This window comes from Paraburkholderia phytofirmans (assembly GCF_046028095.1).
Classification (GTDB): domain Bacteria; phylum Pseudomonadota; class Gammaproteobacteria; order Burkholderiales; family Burkholderiaceae; genus Paraburkholderia; species Paraburkholderia phytofirmans_A.
The window spans coordinates 1-18,938 of record NZ_JAQQDJ010000016.1; the positions used below are offsets into that span (position 1 = coordinate 1).

At 63.1% G+C, this 18,938-nt stretch carries 19 protein-coding genes; 14 read left to right on the forward strand and 5 right to left on the reverse strand.

The features are described from left to right. Positions 1–8: 8 nt before the first annotated feature. The gene (locus PQR54_RS32845) at positions 9–785 is read right to left on the reverse strand and encodes an enoyl-CoA hydratase (protein WP_408253029.1); all 777 of its coding nucleotides are present in this window, start codon (positions 783–785) and stop codon (positions 9–11) included. Between the two features lie 137 nt (positions 786–922). Here PQR54_RS32845 and paaN point away from each other — a divergent pair, with 137 nt between their 5' ends. From paaN to paaK, 5 genes are all read left to right on the forward strand, one after another. Further along, positions 923–2,623: a phenylacetic acid degradation protein PaaN gene (gene paaN / locus PQR54_RS32850; RefSeq protein WP_408253031.1), complete on the forward strand. Its 1,701-nt coding sequence runs from the start codon at positions 923–925 to the stop codon at positions 2,621–2,623. A 124-nt stretch (positions 2,624–2,747) separates the two neighbouring features. Beyond that, positions 2,748–3,950: a 3-oxoadipyl-CoA thiolase gene (pcaF, locus tag PQR54_RS32855; protein ID WP_408253033.1), complete on the forward strand. Its 1,203-nt coding sequence runs from the start codon at positions 2,748–2,750 to the stop codon at positions 3,948–3,950. A 48-nt stretch (positions 3,951–3,998) separates the two neighbouring features. Continuing rightward, positions 3,999–4,790 carry a 2-(1,2-epoxy-1,2-dihydrophenyl)acetyl-CoA isomerase PaaG gene (paaG, locus tag PQR54_RS32860; protein WP_408253035.1) on the forward strand — a complete coding sequence of 264 codons (792 nt, stop codon included), beginning with the start codon at positions 3,999–4,001 and terminating at the stop codon, positions 4,788–4,790. Between the two features lie 2 nt (positions 4,791–4,792). Next, the gene (paaI, locus tag PQR54_RS32865; RefSeq protein WP_408253037.1) at positions 4,793–5,254 is read left to right on the forward strand and encodes a hydroxyphenylacetyl-CoA thioesterase PaaI; all 462 of its coding nucleotides are present in this window, start codon (positions 4,793–4,795) and stop codon (positions 5,252–5,254) included. Between the two features lie 151 nt (positions 5,255–5,405). After that, a complete protein-coding gene (paaK, locus tag PQR54_RS32870; protein ID WP_408253039.1) occupies positions 5,406–6,710 on the forward strand; it encodes a phenylacetate--CoA ligase PaaK in 1,305 nt (434 codons plus the stop codon). Positions 6,711–6,907: 197 nt separating this feature from the next. Here the strand turns inward: paaK and mltA are convergent, their stop codons facing one another. Next, positions 6,908–8,032 (reverse strand): murein transglycosylase A, encoded by a 1,125-nt coding sequence (mltA, locus tag PQR54_RS32875; RefSeq protein WP_408253041.1) that lies wholly within the window; start codon positions 8,030–8,032, stop codon positions 6,908–6,910. A 28-nt stretch (positions 8,033–8,060) separates the two neighbouring features. On the opposite strand from mltA, the gene PQR54_RS32880 reads away from it, so the two are divergent. Then, positions 8,061–8,222 (forward strand): hypothetical protein, encoded by a 162-nt coding sequence (locus tag PQR54_RS32880; protein ID WP_012434443.1) that lies wholly within the window; start codon positions 8,061–8,063, stop codon positions 8,220–8,222. Positions 8,223–8,278: 56 nt separating this feature from the next. Here the strand turns inward: PQR54_RS32880 and apaG are convergent, their stop codons facing one another. Continuing rightward, a complete protein-coding gene (gene apaG / locus PQR54_RS32885; protein WP_012434444.1) occupies positions 8,279–8,653 on the reverse strand; it encodes a Co2+/Mg2+ efflux facilitator ApaG/CorD in 375 nt (124 codons plus the stop codon). Between the two features lie 280 nt (positions 8,654–8,933). Here apaG and rpe point away from each other — a divergent pair, with 280 nt between their 5' ends. From rpe to PQR54_RS32925, 8 genes are all read left to right on the forward strand, one after another. Beyond that, positions 8,934–9,617, forward strand: coding sequence for a ribulose-phosphate 3-epimerase (gene rpe / locus PQR54_RS32890; protein WP_408253239.1), 684 nt, complete (start codon positions 8,934–8,936; stop codon positions 9,615–9,617). 13 nt (positions 9,618–9,630) lie between these two features. Then, the gene (locus tag PQR54_RS32895) at positions 9,631–10,347 is read left to right on the forward strand and encodes a phosphoglycolate phosphatase (RefSeq protein WP_408253044.1); all 717 of its coding nucleotides are present in this window, start codon (positions 9,631–9,633) and stop codon (positions 10,345–10,347) included. A 369-nt stretch (positions 10,348–10,716) separates the two neighbouring features. After that, positions 10,717–12,210: an anthranilate synthase component I gene (gene trpE / locus PQR54_RS32900; RefSeq protein ID WP_408253046.1), complete on the forward strand. Its 1,494-nt coding sequence runs from the start codon at positions 10,717–10,719 to the stop codon at positions 12,208–12,210. 13 nt (positions 12,211–12,223) lie between these two features. After that, the gene (locus PQR54_RS32905) at positions 12,224–12,826 is read left to right on the forward strand and encodes an aminodeoxychorismate/anthranilate synthase component II (protein ID WP_408253047.1); all 603 of its coding nucleotides are present in this window, start codon (positions 12,224–12,226) and stop codon (positions 12,824–12,826) included. A gap of 17 nt (positions 12,827–12,843) precedes the next feature. Further along, a complete protein-coding gene (gene trpD / locus PQR54_RS32910) occupies positions 12,844–13,875 on the forward strand; it encodes an anthranilate phosphoribosyltransferase (RefSeq protein ID WP_408253049.1) in 1,032 nt (343 codons plus the stop codon). Positions 13,876–13,893: 18 nt separating this feature from the next. Then, positions 13,894–14,679, forward strand: a complete 786-nt coding sequence (trpC, locus tag PQR54_RS32915; RefSeq protein WP_408253051.1) for an indole-3-glycerol phosphate synthase TrpC — start codon at positions 13,894–13,896, stop codon at positions 14,677–14,679. 46 nt (positions 14,680–14,725) lie between these two features. Continuing rightward, positions 14,726–15,352, forward strand: coding sequence for a CYTH domain-containing protein (locus tag PQR54_RS32920; protein WP_408253053.1), 627 nt, complete (start codon positions 14,726–14,728; stop codon positions 15,350–15,352). An 84-nt stretch (positions 15,353–15,436) separates the two neighbouring features. Then, positions 15,437–16,252, forward strand: coding sequence for a uracil-DNA glycosylase (locus PQR54_RS32925; RefSeq protein ID WP_408253055.1), 816 nt, complete (start codon positions 15,437–15,439; stop codon positions 16,250–16,252). Positions 16,253–16,380: 128 nt separating this feature from the next. Here PQR54_RS32925 and PQR54_RS32930 read toward each other — a convergent pair whose 3' ends face one another. Beyond that, positions 16,381–16,977 carry an FMN-dependent NADH-azoreductase gene (locus PQR54_RS32930; RefSeq protein ID WP_408253057.1) on the reverse strand — a complete coding sequence of 199 codons (597 nt, stop codon included), beginning with the start codon at positions 16,975–16,977 and terminating at the stop codon, positions 16,381–16,383. Between the two features lie 154 nt (positions 16,978–17,131). Next, positions 17,132–18,922 carry a M61 family metallopeptidase gene (locus tag PQR54_RS32935; protein WP_408253059.1) on the reverse strand — a complete coding sequence of 597 codons (1,791 nt, stop codon included), beginning with the start codon at positions 18,920–18,922 and terminating at the stop codon, positions 17,132–17,134. Between the last annotated feature and the right edge of the window lie 16 nt (positions 18,923–18,938).

Below are 18,938 nucleotides of genomic sequence, written 5' to 3' on the forward strand. Positions count from 1 at the left end.
CAAGCGTATTAACGATTCTTAAAGACCGGTTTGCGCTTCTCAACAAACGCGGCCATACCCTCCTTCTGATCTTCGGTGGCGAAGAGGGAATGGAACAGGCGGCGCTCGAAATGCACGCCTTCCGCAAGTGTCGTTTCATAGGCGCGGTTGACCGATTCCTTCACCATCATCACGGCCGGCAACGGGAATTCAGCAATCGTCGCCGCCGCAGTTATCGCTTCATCAACCAGGGACCCAGCCGGAATCACGCGCGATACCAATCCGGCGCGCTCGGCTTCGGCGGCATCCATGAATCGCGCGGTCAGGCAGAGGTCCATCGCCTTCGCCTTGGAGACGGCGCGCGGCAAGCGCTGCGTACCACCGGCGCCCGGCATGATGCCGAGCTTGATTTCCGGCTGGCCGAACTTTGCCGTGTCGGCGGCGAAAATGATGTCGCACATCATCGCCAACTCGCAGCCACCGCCGAGCGCGAAGCCGGCCACCGCCGCAATAATCGGCTTACGAATGGAGCGGACCGTCTCCCAGTTGCGGGTGATGTAGTCGCCCTTGTAGACATCCATATAGGTATAGGTGGACATCATGCCGATGTCGGCACCGGCCGCGAACGCCTTTTCGCTGCCCGTGACCACAATCGCGCCGATCGCGTCGTCGGCATCGAACTCGCGCAATGCCGCCCCCAGTTCGTCCATCAATGCGTCGTTCAGAGCGTTCAACGCCTTCGGACGATTCAACGTGACCAAGCCGACCCGTCCCCGCGTCTCAACCAGAATGTTCTCGTAAGCCATGCCGCCTCCTAAAGTTAGAAAAATCGCGCGTGAAAACACTTCGCGCGGCCATCTTAATAATGCTACCATTCACCAACCAACCGGTCGGTCAATTATTCGACAGGCTTTTCCCAACGTACAGCCAAGCCCCCTCTGCCATGACACATCCGCTATTCATCAAGCACGAAGACACGCTGCAAAAGGCACTCACCGCGGTTGAAACGCGCGGCTACTGGAGCCCGTTCGTCGAAATGCCCAGTCCGAAAGTGTACGGGGAAACAGCTAACGCGGACGGCGAAGCCGCATTCAAAGCGCATCTCAACGCGACTTTCCAACTGGACCAACCCTCGACGGGCGAAACCGTCGGCGCCGAAGTCTCACCGTTCGGATTCCCGCTCGGCGTGCGCTACCCGAAGGCCGACCCCGCCGCCCTGATCGCGGCTGCCGCCGCTGCCCAGCGCGACTGGCGTGCGGCAGGCCCGCAGGCATGGATCGGCGTGTGCCTCGAAATCCTTGCCCGCGTGAATCGCGCCAGCTTCGAAATTGGCTACAGCGTGATGCACACAACCGGCCAGGCATTCATGATGGCCTTCCAGGCCGGCGGCCCACACGCACAAGACCGCGCGCTCGAAGCCGTCGTGTATGCGTGGGACCAATTGCGCCGCATTCCCGGCGACGCCCATTGGGAAAAACCGCAAGGCAAGAATCCTCCGCTCGCCATGCACAAGCGTTACACCGTCGTGCCGCGCGGCACCGGCCTCGTGCTCGGCTGCTGCACCTTCCCGACGTGGAACGGTTATCCGGGCCTCTTCGCCGATCTGGCCACGGGCAACACGGTCATCGTCAAGCCGCATCCGGGCGCAATTCTGCCGCTGGCGCTGACCGTACGAATCGCGCGTGACGTTTTGCGCGAAGCGGGTTTCGATCCGAATGTCGTCACTTTGCTGGCTACCGAGCCGAACGACGGCGCACTTGTCCAGGATCTAGCCCTGCGCCCGGAAATCAAACTCATCGATTTCACTGGCAGCACGCAAAACGGCACGTGGCTCGAGCGCCATGCCCACCAGGCCCAGGTCTATACCGAAAAAGCCGGTGTGAACCAGATCGTGATCGACTCGGTCGACGACATCAAAGCCGTCGCTCGCAACATCGCCTTCTCGCTCGCGCTGTACTCGGGCCAGATGTGCACCGCGCCGCAAAACATCTACGTGCCGCGCGGCGGCATCCGCACTGCGGAAGGCACGCTCGGTTTTGACGAAGTTGGCCAAGCCATTGCCGGCGCTGTGCAAAAACTCGTCGCCGACCCGGCTCGCGCTGTCGAGCTGCTCGGCGCGATTCAGAACGAAGGCGTGACTCAACGCATCGACGAAGCCGCAAAGCTCGGCCGCGTTCTCGTCGAGAGCCTGACGCTCGAACATCCCGCTTTCGCCGGCGCCCGCGTACGCACGCCGCTCGTGCTCCAACTGGATGCTGCCACCGACCATGCGCAGTTCACCAAAGAGTGGTTCGGCCCGATCTCGTTCGTGATCGCGACGGACTCGACCGCGCAGTCGCTCGATCTCGCCGGCGCAATCGCCGCCGAGCACGGCGCGCTGACGCTGTCGGTGTACAGCACGGACGAAGCGGTGCTCGAAGATGCGCACGAAGCATCGATCCGCGGCGGCGTGGCCTTGTCGATCAATCTGACCGGCGGCGTGTTCGTCAATCAGTCGGCAGCGTTCTCGGACTTCCACGGCACGGGCGCAAACCCGGCGGCCAATGCCGCGCTGGCTGACGCAGCCTTCGTCGCGAATCGCTTCCGCGTAGTTCAAAGCCGCGTTCATGTTGAACCGAAAGCGGCGCCGGCGGTAGCTGGCTGAATGGCATAAGACAAAGCACGGCTTCGTCCTATGCCGTTTGGCCGAATGGACCGGGCTGCGCACCCCAACTAACATGAGACATCGGATCGGCACCTCCCGCCGATCCGCCCCAGCAGGAATCCATATGAACGACGCCTTCATTTGCGATGCGATTCGCACTCCAATTGGCCGCTACGGCGGCGCACTAAAGGATGTCCGCGCCGACGACCTCGGCGCGGTGCCGATCAAGGCGTTGATCGAACGCAATCCCGGCGTCGACTGGCGCGCTGTAGACGATGTCATTTATGGCTGCGCGAATCAGGCCGGCGAAGACAATCGCAACGTCGCCCGCATGTCGGCGTTGCTAGCCGGCCTGCCTACTGAGGCGCCCGGCTCAACCATCAACCGCTTGTGCGGCTCGGGTATGGACGCGGTCGGCACCGCGGCGCGCGCTATCAAGGCGGGCGAAGCGCGCCTGATGATCGCCGGCGGCGTCGAAAGCATGACACGCGCGCCGTTTGTCATGGGCAAGGCGACTAGCGCGTTCGCGCGCCAAGCCGACATTTACGACACGACCATCGGCTGGCGCTTCATCAATCCGCTGATGAAACGTCAGTACGGCGTCGATTCGATGCCGGAGACCGCGGAAAACGTCGCCGTCGAATTCAGCGTGAGCCGTGCGGATCAGGACGCGTTCGCGCTGGCGAGCCAGCAAAAGGCCGCCCGCGCCCAGCAAGATGGCACGCTGGCCCAGGAAATCGTCGGCGTCGAAATCGCGCAGAAGAAGGGTGATCCCGTGCGCGTGCTGCTCGACGAGCACCCGCGCGAAACGTCGCTCGAAAGTTTGGGCAAGCTCAAAGGCGTGGTTCGCCCGGACGGCAGCGTGACGGCCGGCAATGCGTCAGGCGTGAACGACGGCGCGTGCGCGCTGTTGCTAGCTAACCGGCAGGCGGCCGATCAATACGGACTACGGCGCCGCGCACGCGTGGTGGGGATGGCGACGGCGGGCGTCGAGCCGCGCATCATGGGTATCGGTCCGGCGCCGGCCACGCAAAAGCTGTTGAAGCAACTCGGCATGACGCTCGAACAACTGGATGTGATCGAGTTGAACGAAGCCTTCGCATCGCAAGGTCTCGCTGTTCTGCGCACGCTCGGTCTGCGCGACGACGACCCGCGCGTCAACCCGAACGGAGGAGCCATTGCACTCGGCCATCCGCTGGGTGCTTCGGGCGCGCGTCTGATCACGACCGCACTGCACCAACTGGAACGGACCAACGGCCGCTTTGCCCTTTGCACGATGTGCATAGGCGTGGGCCAGGGCATTGCACTGGTCATCGAGCGGCTCTGACATCAGCTGCAGCGCCCATCGGTCAAAGAGACTTTGAGGAGACACCCAATGTCATATGAAGCGATTCGCCTGGACATCGATGCATCGAGCCATGTCGCAACCATCACGCTGAACCGGCCGGACAAGCTCAACAGCTTCACGCGCGCGATGCATCGGGAACTGAGCGCCGCGCTCGACGAGGTCGAGACATCCGGCGCACGCGCGCTCGTACTTACCGGAGCGGGCCGCGGCTTTTGCGCCGGCCAGGACCTCGCCGATCTCGACTTCACGCCAGGCGCCATGACCGATCTGGGTGAACTGATCGAGCAACATTTCAATCCGCTGATTCGCCGCTTGCAAGCATTACCGCTGCCCGTCATCGCCGCGGTGAACGGCACGGCCGCCGGCGCAGGCGCCAATCTCGCGCTCGCGTGCGACCTCGTGCTCGCGGCTCGCTCCGCCAGCTTCATTCAGGCGTTCGTGAAGATCGGCCTCGTGCCGGACTCGGGTGGCACATGGTTCCTGCCGCAGCGTGTCGGCATGGCTCGCGCGTTGGGGCTCGCTATCACCGGCGACAAACTCAGCGCGGAAAAAGCCGAAAGCTGGGGCTTGATCTGGCAAGTAGTCGACGACGCGGATCTCGCCGCCACCGCGACGAAACTCGCGGCCCAACTTGCGCAACAACCCACGCACGCCATCGCCGCCATCAAGCGGGCCATGCGTGCGGGCGCGACGCAAACGCTCGACCAGCAACTCGATCTCGAACGCGATCTGCAACGCGAACTGGGCGCTTCCTACGATTACGCGGAAGGCGTGCAAGCCTTCGTTGAAAAGCGCGCGTCGCGCTTTGAGGGCCGTTGAACATGTCCACCCAAGCCAATCATCCCGATCAGATGACGCCCGACGAACTCGCCCGCGCCACTGCTGCCGCGATGTACGAGAACGACGCGTGCAGCCGCGCGCTCGGCCTCGAAATCGTCGAAGTACGCCCCGGATACGCGCGCCTGCGCATGGCCGTACGCGACGACTTTCTGAACGGCCATCAGATTTGCCACGGCGGCCTGATTTTCACGCTCGCGGATTCGACGTTCGCATTCGCCTGCAACACGTACAACATCAACACGGTTGCAGCCGGCTGCTCAATCGAGTTTCTGCGGCCTGTGAAAGGCGGCGACGTGTTGACGGCGGAAGCCGTCGAGCAAACGTTGAGTGGCCGAACCGGCATCTACGATATTCGCGTGACGAACCGTGCCGAAGAAACCGTCGCGATGTTCCGCGGCAAATCGGCGCAAATCAAAGGCAACCTGGTTCCCACGGGCGATTGATAACCGCAAGCTCGCAGCAAACCCATGACAGATTCGCGGCTCGGTGGCGGCTCTTCGCCGCCACACCGTTAAACAGCAGCCAGCCCCCGGTTTTTTGCGCGCACGCGCACGTACATCAGACCCAAGCATTGAGGCAGCAAGGAGACATTCGATGACCACCGCCCTTCCGCTCGATCCGATCGAGACCGCCAGCCGCGACGAACTTGCCGCGCTTCAACTTGAACGGCTTAAATGGTCGTTGAACCACGCTTATGAAAACTCGCCGGTTTATCGGCACAAATTCGATGAAGCCGGTGTCCACCCAAGCGAAGTGAAAACCCTCGCGGACCTGGCGCGCTTCCCCTTCACCACCAAGAAGGATCTGCGCGATAGCTACCCGTTCGGGATGTTCGCCGTGCCGCAGGAACGGATTTCGCGGATTCATGCGTCGTCCGGTACGACAGGTAAGCCGACCGTGGTCGGCTACACCGCGCGCGACATCGACACCTGGGCGAATCTCGTCGCGCGTTCGATCCGCGCCGCCGGCGCGAAGCGCGGCGACAAGGTTCATATCAGTTACGGTTACGGTCTGTTCACGGGAGGTCTTGGCGCGCACTACGGCGCCGAGCGCGCGGGGCTCACCGTGATCCCGTTCGGCGGCGGCCAGACTGAAAAGCAGGTGCAGCTGATCCAGGACTTCCGTCCGGACATCATCATGGTAACGCCGAGCTACATGCTCTCGATCGCGGACGAGCTCGAGCGTCAAGGCGTCGACCCGGCCAATTGTTCGCTGCGCATCGGCATCTTCGGTGCGGAACCGTGGACCAACGACATGCGTCAGGCGATCGAAAAGCGCATGGGCATCGATGCCGTCGACATCTACGGGCTGTCCGAAGTGATGGGTCCGGGTGTGGCGTCGGAGTGCGTGGAAACGAAAGACGGCCCGACCATCTGGGAAGATCACTTCTATCCCGAGATCATCGACCCCGAGACCGGTGAGGTGTTGCCGGACGGCGAACTCGGCGAACTGGTGTTCACGTCGCTGACCAAAGAGGCGCTGCCGATCGTCCGTTACCGCACGCGTGACCTGACGCGCCTGCTGCCGGGCAGCGCCCGCACCATGCGGCGGATGGAAAAGATCACCGGCCGCTCGGACGACATGATGATCGTGCGCGGCGTGAACGTGTTCCCGACGCAGATCGAAGAACTGCTGCTCAAACAGCGTGCGCTGGCGCCGCACTATCAGATCGTGCTGACCAAGGAAGGCCCGCTCGACGTGTTGACGCTGAACGTCGAGCCGTGCCCGGAATCGGCGCCGGATACGGCCGCGTTGAGCACGGCCAAGCAGGCGCTGGCCTATGACATCAAGGCGCTGATCGGCGTGAGCGCAGTGGTGAACGTGCTGGCTGTGAATGGGATCGAGCGTTCGGTAGGCAAGGCGCGGCGCGTGGTGGACAAGCGTAAGTCGGGGCTGTAACGAATAGCGCCCTGTACGACGCATGCAGCACGATGCATGCGTCGCACCCGTTTGCCCGCGCGACCGAATTGACCGGCCACGCCAAAGACAATGTGTAGCAGATCAAGTAAGCAGCTCGGCCTCGCTCGCCGCGCCGCTTACGGATCGCATCAACCGGAAATAGCGGCGGCGTTAAACGTAACGTCGACCACCGAACCTCAAGAATTCGGCAGCAACAACCACATCCGGCCGCCCTGCTTCATCTTGCCAGCCAGATCGCCGGCGTCGTCGCCGAGGCCCCAGAAGTAATCGGCGCGCACGCCGCCTTTAATCGCGGAACCGGTGTCCTGCGCGAAGACGAGGCGATTCATCGGTGAATTCGTCAACGGACGCGTGGTCTGCAAAAACACCGGTGTACCGAGTGGAATCGAAGTCGGATCGACCGCGATCGACCGCTCCGGCGTCAACGGCACACCCAACGCGCCGATCGGGCCGTCCGCGCCGCCGCTCGGCACACTCTCGCCGGACGGCATTTCGCGGAAGAACACGAAGCGCGGATTCGTGTCGAGCAGCGCATCGACGCGCGTCGGGTTCGCGCGCGCCCACGCCTTGATGCCCTGCATGGTCGCCTGCGCGGGCGTGAGTTCGCCGCGGTCCAGCAGCCAGCGTCCGATCGACTTGTACGGCTGGTTGTTAGTCCCGCCAAAGCCGAGACGCATCACGCTGCCGTCTTCCATCACGATGCGCCCGGAGCCCTGCACCTGCAGGAAGAACGCTTCGATAGGATCGTCGACCCACACGAGTTCGTTGCCGTTGAGCACACCCGCGCGCTCGAGTTGCGCACGCGCCGGCAGCGGCGCACCCGCGCGATAACTCGCCGGCCAGCGATACAACGCGGTCTGATACACGCCGTGCCGCGTGCGCGAACCACGCAGCAACGGCTCGTAGTAACCGGTGACTAATCCGTCCAGCGTGCCGTCGGTATTCGCCAGTTGGAAAGGCGTGAAATAGGCTTCAAAAAAAGCCCGCGCACTGGTGACGTCGAGGTCGTCGATTTGCGAGGCCGCGGCACAGGCGCGCGCCCAGTTCGGTTGACGCGCGAGCCTCGCGCAGTTTTGCCGCAACGCGGCCGTCGCGCCGATCAACGAGTCGTCCTGCCAACCCGGCACCTGTTGCCAGGCAACGGCGGTCAGCCGTGTCGCGGCAATCTGTCCGGGTATGATCGCCGCACCCGTGGGTGGCGAAACCGAGGGCCGGACCGCGCCGCCGCCACCGCAGGACGCCAGCATCACCGCAACCGAAAGCGCTCCGAGCCATGCTCCGGCCGTGCGGACAAAACGCATACAATGTTCGTTCTTGATGGAAACCGCCATGTCTGATCTGTTCGACGAATACCCGATGCTCATCTTCGCGCTGGAATCGCTCCTCGCGCTCTTCCTGCTCGTCTTTATCGTTGTATGGACGTCGTCCGGCAAGAAGAAAGCGGCGCGCGCCAACGCAAGTGAACAGCAGAAGCAGCAAAAATCGCAGTAAGCTGCGCGTTCAACCGCGCGTTGAGCTTCTTAAAGACCGCGGGCCGCGCCCTCGGTTCAATGCAACGTACGCGGCATGCGCAGGATGAACTCCGGCACCGGCGCGTCGAAACGCTCGCCGTCCTCGGCCACGCAAAAATACTCTCCGCGCATGGTGCCGACCGGCGTGGCGATCACCGCCCAACTCGTGTACTCGAAATGCTCGCCCGGCTTGAGCAACGGCTGATGTCCGACCACGCCCAGGCCCTTCACTTCCTGCACGCTCTTGTCGCTGTCGGTGATCACCCAATGACGCGCGATCAATTGCGCGGGCACCTGGCCGGTGTTACGGATAGTCAGCGTGTATGCGAATGCATACTGGCGGCGCTCCGGGTCCGACTCTTCGGGCAGATATTGCACCTGCGCCGAGACGCTGAATTCGTACTGGCTCATCCTGATTCCGGTCTGCTGAAACGGGGTGTGAAAAATCGCGGGAAAGCCCGAACGCCAATGGTTTGCGGGCGCATTGGCGATGCGGCGCTGATGGTTTTGGCATTCTGCTTGATGCGCGCCACGCCCGCAACCGGACAAATCCCTTTGGCCAAGGGCCAGTAAGACGTTTTGTCACATTCGCCGCTTGAACGAAGGTTCACGCCCGAAAGCGTCCACGAACCGGAACGCGCGCGCACAAAACGGTAAAATGGCGCTTTCCCCGCTTGCCTCCGCCCCCGCCATGACGCAATTCCGCATCGCTCCAAGCATTCTGTCAGCCGACTTCGCCCGCCTCGGCGAAGAAGTCCGCAACGTTGTCGCCGCCGGCGCCGACTGGATTCACTTCGATGTGATGGACAACCACTATGTGCCGAATCTGACCATCGGCCCGCTCGTGTGCGAAGCGGTCCGCCCGCACGTAGACGTGCCCATCGACGTGCATCTGATGGTGCGTCCGGTCGACCGCATCGTGCCGGACTTCGCGAAAGCCGGCGCGAACCACATCAGCTTTCATCCGGAAGCCTCGGAACATATCGACCGCACGCTGTCGCTGATTCGCGAGCACGGCTGCAAGGCCGGCCTCGTATTCAATCCGGCCACCTCGCTGAACTATCTGGATCACGTCATGGACAAGGTCGATATCGTCCTGATCATGTCGGTGAATCCGGGCTTCGGCGGCCAGTCGTTCATTCCGGAAGCGCTCAACAAACTGCGTGAAGCGCGCAAGCGGATCGACGCTTACACGGAACGCACCGGCCGCCAGATTTTCCTGGAAGTGGACGGCGGGGTGAAGGTCGACAACATCGCGGAAATCGCGGCGGCCGGCGCGGACACGTTCGTGGCAGGCTCGGCGATTTTCGGCCAGCCCGACCACAAGGTCGTGATCGACAAGATGCGCGCGGCACTCGCGGACATCCATCACTAAACCAACGCACGCGATGACCATTCCGTTCCCCGCCCCGACTTTCACGGGCCCACGCCTGCGAGCCGCGATCATCGACCTCGACGGCACGATGATCGATACCGCCGACGATTTCACCGCCGGCCTGAACGGCATGCTCGCGCAACTCGACGCGGAAGAAACCTCGCGCGAGGAAGTGGTCGGTTATGTCGGCAAGGGTTCGGAGCATCTGATCCGCAGCGTGCTGGCGCCGCGCTTCGAAACAGAGCACGCGCAGGACCGCTTCGACGAAGCGCTCGCGATCTATCAGCAGGAGTACGCGAAGATCAACGGCACGCACACGCGGCTCTATCCGGATGTCGAAGCCGGCCTGATCGCCATGCGCGACGCCGGCCTCAAGCTCGCCTGCGTGACCAACAAGCCGCATCGGTTCGCGGTGGAATTGCTGCAGCAGTATGGGCTTGCCCAGTATTTCAGCGTCGTGCTCGGCGGCGACAGTCTGGCGAAAAAGAAGCCGGATCCGCTGCCCATGCTCACCGCGGCAGCGCGGTTGGGCGTCGAGCCGCAAGCCACGGTTGCCATCGGCGATTCGGAAAACGACGCGCTTGCAGGCCGCGCTGCAGGCATGGCGACGCTCACGGTGCCCTACGGCTATAACCACGGCCAAGCTATACAAACAATAAAATCCGATGGTATAGTTGGCTCGCTGCTCGACGCCGCCAAGGCGATCGCAGCGCACCATTCCACGACCTGAAAAGTCCTTCATCCTCATGTTTCTGAATAAAAAACGGAGTCTGATTAGCATCGACCGGGGAGCCTGGCCCTGGCGTCGCTGGTCGCGCTAACCTCGCCTGAGGTACGCTGAAGCTCGTCTTCGGCAACCGTTTTTTACTTCGCTGCGCTCACGCGTTTTTTCCATCATCTTGTTTCGCTGCATCGGTTGATTCGGCCTGCGTGTACCCGCAAAGTACAGTTGTGCGCCGAAACCGCTTGCACGCGTCGATGGGAAACTCGCGCCGGTCGGTATCATCTGTCGACTCGTCGAACGAACGCCTGACCGGGCACGCAATGACCCGCTTTGTCCGACGCACGCTGCCGCCGGACCACCGTACAGGATCGGAACATGACCGAACTCGAATTCCAGTCCCTCGCCAATGAGGGCTTCAACCGCATTCCGCTGATCGCTGAAGCGCTCGCCGACCTCGAAACGCCGCTCTCGCTGTATCTAAAACTCGCGCAGAGCGAACGCAACGGCGCCAACTCGTTCCTGCTGGAATCGGTGGTGGGCGGCGAACGGTTCGGCCGCTATTCGTTCATCGGCCTGCCGGCGCGCACGCTGCTGCGCACCCGCAACGGCGTGTCGGAAGTCGTGCGCGACGGCAAGGTCGTCGAGACGCACGAGGGCGACCCGCTCGAATTCATCCAGCAATTCCAGGGCCGCTTCAAAGTGGCGCAGCGCCCCGGCTTGCCGCGCTTCGCGGGCGGTCTGGCCGGTTATTTCGGCTACGACGCGGTCCGCTACATCGAGAAAAAGCTCGCGCACACGGCGCCGAAAGACGATCTGAATCTGCCCGACATCCAGTTGCTGCTGACTGAAGAAGTCGCGGTGATCGATAACCTCGCGGGCAAGCTCTACCTTGTGGTCTACGCCGATCCTACGCAGCCCGAGGCCTACACGAAAGCCAAGCAGCGTTTGCGCGAACTGCGCCAGCGCTTGCGCACGACCGTGCAACCGCCGGTCACGTCGGCCAGCGTGCGCACCGAGACCTACCGCGAATTCGCCAAAGACGATTACGTGACGGCCGTGCGCAAGGCGAAGGAATACATCGCCGCGGGCGAGCTGATGCAGGTGCAGGTCGGTCAGCGCCTGATCAAGCCGTACCGCGACAATCCGCTTTCGCTGTACCGCGCGCTGCGCTCGCTGAATCCGTCGCCGTATATGTATTACTACAACTTCGGCGACTTCCACGTGGTGGGTGCATCGCCGGAAATCCTGGTGCGTCAGGAAAAGCGCGGCGAGGATCGTATCGTCACGATCCGGCCGCTCGCCGGCACGCGGCCGCGCGGCAACACGCCGGAACGCGACGCGGAACTCGCCACCGAACTGCTGAACGATCCGAAGGAAATCGCCGAACACGTCATGCTGATCGACCTTGCGCGTAACGACGTGGGCCGCATCGCGCAGATCGGCTCGGTGGTCGTCACCGACAAGATGGTGATCGAAAAGTACTCGCACGTGCAGCACATCGTGAGCTCGGTCGAAGGCAAGCTGAAGCCCGGCACCACCAATTTCGACGTGCTGCGCGCCACCTTCCCGGCCGGCACGCTGTCGGGCGCGCCGAAGGTCCGCGCCATGGAACTGATCGACGAACTCGAACCGGTGAAGCGCGGCCTGTATGGCGGTGCGGTCGGCTATCTGTCGTTCACGGGTGAAATGGATCTGGCCATCACGATCCGCACCGGCGTGATCGCGAACGGCAATCTGTATGTGCAGGCGGCAGCGGGTGTAGTCGCGGATTCGGTGCCGGAATCCGAATGGCAAGAGACCGAGAACAAGGCGCGCGCCGTGCTGCGCGCCGCGGAACAGGTTCAAGACGGCCTCGATAGCGACTTCTGACCGGAGACACACCATGCTGCTCATGATCGACAACTACGACTCGTTCACCTACAACCTGGTGCAGTACTTCGGCGAACTCGGCGAAGACGTGCGCACCTATCGGAACGACGAAATCACACTGGATGAAATCGCGAAGCTCAACCCGGAGCGCATCTGCCTGTCGCCCGGTCCGAGCAATCCGCAACACGCCGGCATCACGCTCGACGTGCTGCGCGAATTCAGCGGCAAGACGCCGATTCTCGGCGTGTGTCTCGGCCATCAGGCAATCGGCGAGGCCTTCGGCGGGCGCGTGGTGCGCGCGCAAACCATCATGCACGGCAAGGTCAGCACGATCGAAACCGACTGCAAAGGCGTGTTCGCCGACCTGCCGAAACACTTCGTGGTGACCCGCTATCACTCGCTCGCGATCGAACGCGAATCGCTGCCCGACTGCCTCGAAGTGTCCGCATGGACCGAAGACGGCGAGATCATGGGCGTGCGTCACAAGGAACTGGCCGTTGAAGGCGTGCAGTTCCACCCTGAATCGATCCTCTCCGAACACGGCCACGCACTGCTCGAAAACTTCGTGAAGCAGTCGAAGCTCGCCGCCACGCAAACGTCCAATCGCAACGCTTGATGAAGAGAGACGAAATCATGACGATTACGCCCCAGGAAGCGCTGCAGCGGACCATCGAGCACCGCGAGATTTTCCACGACGAAATGCTGCATTTGATGCGGCTCATCATGCGCGGCGAACTCTCGCCCGTGATGGCCGCCGCGATCATCACCGGCTTGCGCGTCAAAAAAGAGACCATCGGCGAAATCACCGCCGCCGCCACGGTGATGCGCGAGTTCGCCCGGCACGTCGAGGTGCCGGACAACTCGAACTTCGTCGATATCGTCGGCACCGGCGGCGACGGCTCGCATACCTTCAACATTTCCACGGCAACCATGTTCGTTTCGGCCGCGGCCGGCGCCAAGGTCGCGAAACACGGCGGCCGTGGCGTATCTAGTAAGTCGGGCAGCGCGGACGTGCTCGAAGCGCTCGGCGTGAATATCGACTTGCAGCCGGAGCAGGTGGCGGCGTCGATCGCGGAAACCGGCATGGGCTTCATGTTCGCGCCGAACCATCATCCGGCCATGAAGAACATCGCGCCGGTGCGCCGCGAACTCGGCGTGCGGACCATCTTCAACATTCTCGGGCCGCTGACCAACCCGGCCGGCGCACCCAATCAATTGATGGGCGTGTTCCACGGCGACCTCGTCGGCATTCAGGTGCGCGTAATGCAGCGTCTCGGCGCGAAGCACGTGCTGGTGGTGTACGGTATGGACGGCATGGACGAAGTCTCGCTCGGCGCGGCGACGCAAGTCGGCGAGTTGCGCGACGGTCAGATCCACGAGTACGAGATTCATCCGGAAGACTTCGGCATGCAGATGGTGTCGAACCGCACGCTGAAAGTGGCCGACGCCACCGAATCCAAAGCGATGCTGCTCGACGCGCTCGACAACAAGCCGGGCGTGGCCCGCGAAATCGTCACGCTGAATGCGGGCGCCGCCTTGTATTCGGCGAACGTGGCTTCGTCGATTGCGGACGGCATTCAGTTGGCGCGCGAAGCAATCGCGAGCGGCAAGGCGCGAGCCAAGGTCGACGAACTCGTTCGTTTCACCCAGCAATTCAAGCAGTAATCACGTAGCGAGACACTTATGAGCGACATCCTCGACCGCATCATCGCGGTCAAACGCGAAGAAGTCCGCGCGGCCGAACAGAGCGCGCCGCTCGAAGAGCTGCGCCTCGAAGCGTCGTCGCGCGACATTCGCGACTTCGTCGGCGCATTGCGCGCGAAACACACGGCGGGCCTCGCCGCGGTCATCTCCGAAGTCAAGAAAGCGAGCCCGTCGAAAGGCGTGTTGCGCGAGCACTTCGTGCCGGCCGAGATCGCGCGTTCGTATGAAAAGCACGGCGCGGCCTGCCTGTCCGTGCTCACCGACGTGCAGTTCTTTCAAGGCAGCGTCGCGTACCTGCAGCAAGCGCGCGCGGCCTGCAATTTGCCGGTGCTGCGGAAAGACTTCATCGTCGATCCGTACCAGATCGTCGAAGCACGCGCGATGGGCGCCGACGCGATCCTGCTGATCGCCGCCGCGCTCGAAACTGCGCAAATGCAGGACCTCGAAGCGCTCGCGCATTCGCTCGGTCTCGCCGTGCTGGTCGAAGTGCACGATCACGACGAGTTGATGGAATCACTCACGCTGAAAACGCCGCTGATCGGCATCAACAACCGCAATCTGCGCACCTTCGAGACGTCGATCGAAACGACGATCGGCATGCTCGAAGCGATTCCGGACGACCGCATCGTCGTCACGGAGTCGGGCATTCTGTCGCGCGCCGACGTGGAGCGCCTGCGTGCGATGGACGTGCATACGTTCCTCGTCGGCGAGGCGTTCATGCGCGCGGACGAGCCGGGTGTGGAGCTTGCCCGGATGTTTTTCTGAGCACCGTGTCGAGACGCGGCACGCGGCGTACGTAGCGGAGCAGATCATGGGCATGGAACGCGAAATCAAACTGGCGCTGCCGCCCGCGCAGGTGCAGGCCGCGACGCAGTGGTTCGTCGCGCGCACCGGGGCGCAGGGTCGTCCGATCAAGCTGGTGAATATTTACTTCGACACGCCTGCGTTGGCGCTGGCGGGCTCGAAAAGCGCCTTGCGTTTGCGGCAGACGCCGGACGGCTGGCTGCAAACCTTCAAGACGGTGGGCAACGCCAAGGATGGTTTGCACAGCCGGCATGAATGGGAAATGCCCGTGGCCGGTGAAAAGCTGGAGATCGACGCGTTGCTGGGCGAATGCGACGAGCACTCCGCCGCAGACGCTTTGCGTCAAGCCGCGCCTGAGCTGACAGAGCTATTCCGCACGAATTTCACCCGCACACTGTGGCATGTCGAAGTAGACGGCTCGGACATCGAAGCGGCCATCGATCAGGGCGACGTGTTCGCCAAAGTCGAAGGCGAAACGCGCCGCGCGCCGATTTCGGAAGTCGAACTCGAACTGAAGTCCGGTGACGAAGCCGCGCTTCACACGCTCGCAGCGGAACTCGGCAAACAGATAGCCGGCCTCGCGCCGGACAACATCAGCAAGGCGCAGCGCGGTTATAAGTTGCGGGCTGGCTGAGGCACGGTAAAGCGACCCGGCAAACGCGACAAGCGCCCGCCCACACCTTGAGCAACGCCGCGTTTGCTGCGACACTTCCCCGCCATGACCTCCGCTTCCCGTACCCGTTCCAGTTCGTCGCAGGCTTCACTGTTCGGCGACGCCGCATCCGCACCGGCCACTGACATCGCAGCCGCCCCGCCGCCCACTCTCGAAGCGCAATTCGACGCCCTGCCGCCCGCATGGCGCGCGCATCTCAAGCCGTTCATCGCAAGCGACGCCTACGCGCCGCTTTGCCGTTTCGTCGACGGTGAACGCGCCGCCGGCAAAACCGTCTATCCCGCCGATGTGTTCCGCGCGCTGCGTCTGACCAGTCCCGACGAAGTGAAAGTCGTCATCCTCGGCCAGGACCCGTATCACGGCGAAGACCGCGGCACACCGCAAGCGCACGGACTCGCGTTCTCCGTGGCGCCGAACGTGCGCACGCCGCCGTCGCTGCGCAATATCTTCAAGGAAATCGCCGCAAGCCTCGGCCACGAGACGCCGCGTCACGGCTGTCTCGATACATGGGCGAAGCAAGGCGTGCTGCTGCTGAACACCGTGCTGACCGTCGAGCGTGACTCAGCCGCCAGCCACGCGAAACGCGGCTGGGAAAAATGCACCGACACGTTGATCCATGAACTGGCGATGCGCCATGACGGCTTGGTGTTCATGCTATGGGGCGCGCATGCGCAAGCCAAGCGCGCGCTGCTCGGCGGCAAGTCGCATTGCGTGCTGGAAGCGCCGCATCCGTCGCCGCTGTCGGCGCATCGCGGTTTTCTCGGCTGCGGGCATTTTGCGAAGGCCAACGAGTATCTCGCGCAGCACGGCCGTGAACCGATCGATTGGCGCCTGCCCGACGAAGCGCAAATGCTGGCGTAGAAACGACCGGCAACCGCAATCGGCACTCACAAAGCCACGCCACAAAACAAAAACGCCACGGACCCAAAGATCCGTGGCGTTTTTCATTCCGGCAGTCTATTCACCGCCTCAATGCGGCACAGCCAAGCTTACGCAGCAGCGATCGCTTCACGCGCCGAAGCCAGCGCAGCACCAGCAGCGTCCGGGCCCATGTTCAGGCCTTCGGCGTAGATGAAGTTCACGTCGGTCATACCGAGGAAGCCGAGGAAGCTCTTCAGGTACGGCGTCTGGCTGTCGTTCGGCGTACCCAGATACTTGCCGCCGCGTGCCGACACGACGTAGACCTTCTTGCCCTTCACGAGACCTTCCGGACCGTTCGCCGTGTACGCGAACGTGATGCCGGCACGGGCGATGAAGTCGAAGTACGTCTTCAGTTGCGACGAGATACCGAAGTTGTACATCGGCGCGCCGATCACGACGATGTCGGCGGCTTGCAGTTCGGCGATCAGCGCTTCGCTGCGCGCGGCGATCGCGGCTTGCTCGGCGGTGCGTTGCTCGGCCGGCGTGAAGAACGCGCCGAGGACGGCGTCGTCCAGGTGGGGCAGCGGTTCAGCTTGCAGATTGCGGACGACGACTTGCGCGCCCAGATTCGATTGTTGCAGCTTAGCGGTCAGTTCGTTGACGAGCAGCGTCGAGTTTGCGCCTTGCGAACGGGCTGCCGAATTGATTTGCAGGATCGTGGTCATGGTTGACTCCAGTTGGGGCGCGCAGTGTTGCGCGAATGGAGCCATTGTGGTTTTTTGCCGCACCCGGAACAAGCCATCCGGCGGCGACGGATTGTTGCACTGGTAGAACAATCCGCCCGTCCAGGCCGTCCATTGAAGACGGCCCGGACGACGATCAGCTGGCCAGCCAGCGCTCACGCGCCTTGCGCGCAGCGGGTCGCTTATCGCTGGCGGTGAGCTTGTAGCGTGCCACCTCAGGGCCGTCCAGCTTGACTTGCGTGGTGCGCAGCTCGTCGCGGCGGAACGCGTGAACCTCGACTTTCGCGCCCGGCTTGTAGCGCGCGAGCAGCCCGTCAAGATTCGAGCCGGTCACACGCAGGCCGTCGAGCGCGATCAGCACGTCGCCGGCCGAGAGTCCGGCTTTTTGCGCGGCGCTGCCGTCATGAACCGCCGCCAGCGTGCAATCCGTGCCGCCGCGCACGCGAGCGCCGAGCGACGGCTTGCCGTTTTTGTCCAATTCGGGCGCGATGTCGACGCCGAACGGCGCGAGCAGCGCGTCGAGCGGCAGATCGCGCGTGCCGTGCACAGCTTCGGCAAACAGCTCGGCCAGTTTCGCACCGGTTGCTTCCGCGAAAAGCGCCTCGATCTCGCTTTCGTCGACGCCGACCGGTTGGCCGCGATAGAAGTCACGGCCGAAGCGCTGCCACAGCAAACGCATCACGTCGTCGAGCGATTTGCGGTTATTGGTTTGCGCGCGGATCGTCAGATCGAACGCGAGTGCGACGAGCGAGCCCTTGGTGTAATAGCTGACGATCGCGTTCGGCGCGTTCTCGTCCTGCCGGTAGTACTTGACCCACGCGTCGAACGAGCTTTCGGCGACGGTTTGCTTGAGACGCCCGCTGCCGCGCTGCACGCCGCCGATCACCTTGCCGAGCATGCCGAAATAGTCGTCCTGCGAGATCAGGCCGCTGCGCACGAGGATCAGGTCGTCGTAGTAAGAGGTGAAACCCTCGAACAGCCACAGCAGCGACGTGTAGTTCTCCACGCTCAGGTCGTACGGCGCGAACACGGCCGGCTTGATGCGCTTGACGTTCCAGGTGTGGAAATATTCGTGGCTGCACAGGCCGAGGTAGGTTCGATAGCCTTCGGTGAGCGCTTCGCGGCCTTCCACCGGCAGATCGCCGCGATTGCAGATCAGCGCCGTCGAAGCGCGGTGTTCGAGGCCGCCGTAACCATCGGTGACGGCCTGGGTCATGAACACGTAGCGATCCACCGGCGCCTTCTTCGACTTCGGCTCGAACAACGCGATCTGCGCTTCGCAAATGCGCTTCAGGTCGGCGGACAGACGCGCCATGTCGAGCCCGACCACGCGCCCGGCGATCACGATGTCGTGCGGCACGCCATGCGCCTTGAAGGTCGCCAGTGCGAATTCGCCCAGCGTGACGGGATGATCGATCAGCTCGTCGTAGTTCTGCGCGCGATACTCGCCGAAGCCATAACGCTTCGTGCCACGCGCCTCCGGCAACGCGGTCGCGACACGCCAGTTGCGATACGCAGCACCTTCGGGCTTCTGAATATCGACCACGCACTGCGCCTCTTCGTGACCGAGCGGCGAGAGAAACACGCTCGTGCCGTTGAAAAAGCCCGTCGTGTCGTCGAGATGCGCCGCGCGCACCGACAGATCCCACGCATAGACCTCGTAGCGCAGCGTCAGCGCGCCCTTGACCGGCGCGGCTTGCCACGTGTGCTTGTCGGTCTTTTCGACACGCACCTTGCGGCCCGCGTCGTTGAAAGCGCGCAGCGTCACGATGTTGCGCGCGAACTCGCGCACCATGTAGCTGCCCGGAATCCACACCGGCAGCATGAAACGCTGGCCGGCCGGATCGGGATCGGCGACGGTCACGGTGACTTCGAACAGGTGGGCGGCGGGTTGCTTGGGAACGATGGTGTAGCGGATCGGCTTCATCGGCGGCAATTAGAAG

Excerpts from the sequence above, each read along its gene's own strand:
- paaG (WP_408253035.1), top strand. The coding sequence starts at position 3,999 with ATGTCATATGAAGCGATTCGCCTGGACATCGATGCATCGAGCCATGTC.
- paaK (WP_408253039.1), top strand. The coding sequence starts at position 5,406 with ATGACCACCGCCCTTCCGCTCGATCCGATCGAGACCGCCAGCCGCGAC.
- apaG (WP_012434444.1), bottom strand. The coding sequence starts at position 8,653 with ATGAGCCAGTACGAATTCAGCGTCTCGGCGCAGGTGCAATATCTGCCC.
- PQR54_RS32905 (WP_408253047.1), top strand. The coding sequence starts at position 12,224 with ATGCTGCTCATGATCGACAACTACGACTCGTTCACCTACAACCTGGTG.
- PQR54_RS32935 (WP_408253059.1), bottom strand. The coding sequence starts at position 18,922 with ATGAAGCCGATCCGCTACACCATCGTTCCCAAGCAACCCGCCGCCCAC.
- PQR54_RS32930 (WP_408253057.1), bottom strand. The coding sequence starts at position 16,977 with ATGACCACGATCCTGCAAATCAATTCGGCAGCCCGTTCGCAAGGCGCA.
- paaN (WP_408253031.1), top strand. The coding sequence starts at position 923 with ATGACACATCCGCTATTCATCAAGCACGAAGACACGCTGCAAAAGGCA.
- PQR54_RS32845 (WP_408253029.1), bottom strand. The coding sequence starts at position 785 with ATGGCTTACGAGAACATTCTGGTTGAGACGCGGGGACGGGTCGGCTTG.
- PQR54_RS32880 (WP_012434443.1), top strand. The coding sequence starts at position 8,061 with ATGTCTGATCTGTTCGACGAATACCCGATGCTCATCTTCGCGCTGGAA.
- rpe (WP_408253239.1), top strand. The coding sequence starts at position 8,934 with ATGACGCAATTCCGCATCGCTCCAAGCATTCTGTCAGCCGACTTCGCC.
- pcaF (WP_408253033.1), top strand. The coding sequence starts at position 2,748 with ATGAACGACGCCTTCATTTGCGATGCGATTCGCACTCCAATTGGCCGC.
- PQR54_RS32920 (WP_408253053.1), top strand. The coding sequence starts at position 14,726 with ATGGGCATGGAACGCGAAATCAAACTGGCGCTGCCGCCCGCGCAGGTG.
- trpE (WP_408253046.1), top strand. The coding sequence starts at position 10,717 with ATGACCGAACTCGAATTCCAGTCCCTCGCCAATGAGGGCTTCAACCGC.
- mltA (WP_408253041.1), bottom strand. The coding sequence starts at position 8,032 with ATGCGTTTTGTCCGCACGGCCGGAGCATGGCTCGGAGCGCTTTCGGTT.
- paaI (WP_408253037.1), top strand. The coding sequence starts at position 4,793 with ATGTCCACCCAAGCCAATCATCCCGATCAGATGACGCCCGACGAACTC.
- trpC (WP_408253051.1), top strand. The coding sequence starts at position 13,894 with ATGAGCGACATCCTCGACCGCATCATCGCGGTCAAACGCGAAGAAGTC.
- PQR54_RS32895 (WP_408253044.1), top strand. The coding sequence starts at position 9,631 with ATGACCATTCCGTTCCCCGCCCCGACTTTCACGGGCCCACGCCTGCGA.
- trpD (WP_408253049.1), top strand. The coding sequence starts at position 12,844 with ATGACGATTACGCCCCAGGAAGCGCTGCAGCGGACCATCGAGCACCGC.
- PQR54_RS32925 (WP_408253055.1), top strand. The coding sequence starts at position 15,437 with ATGACCTCCGCTTCCCGTACCCGTTCCAGTTCGTCGCAGGCTTCACTG.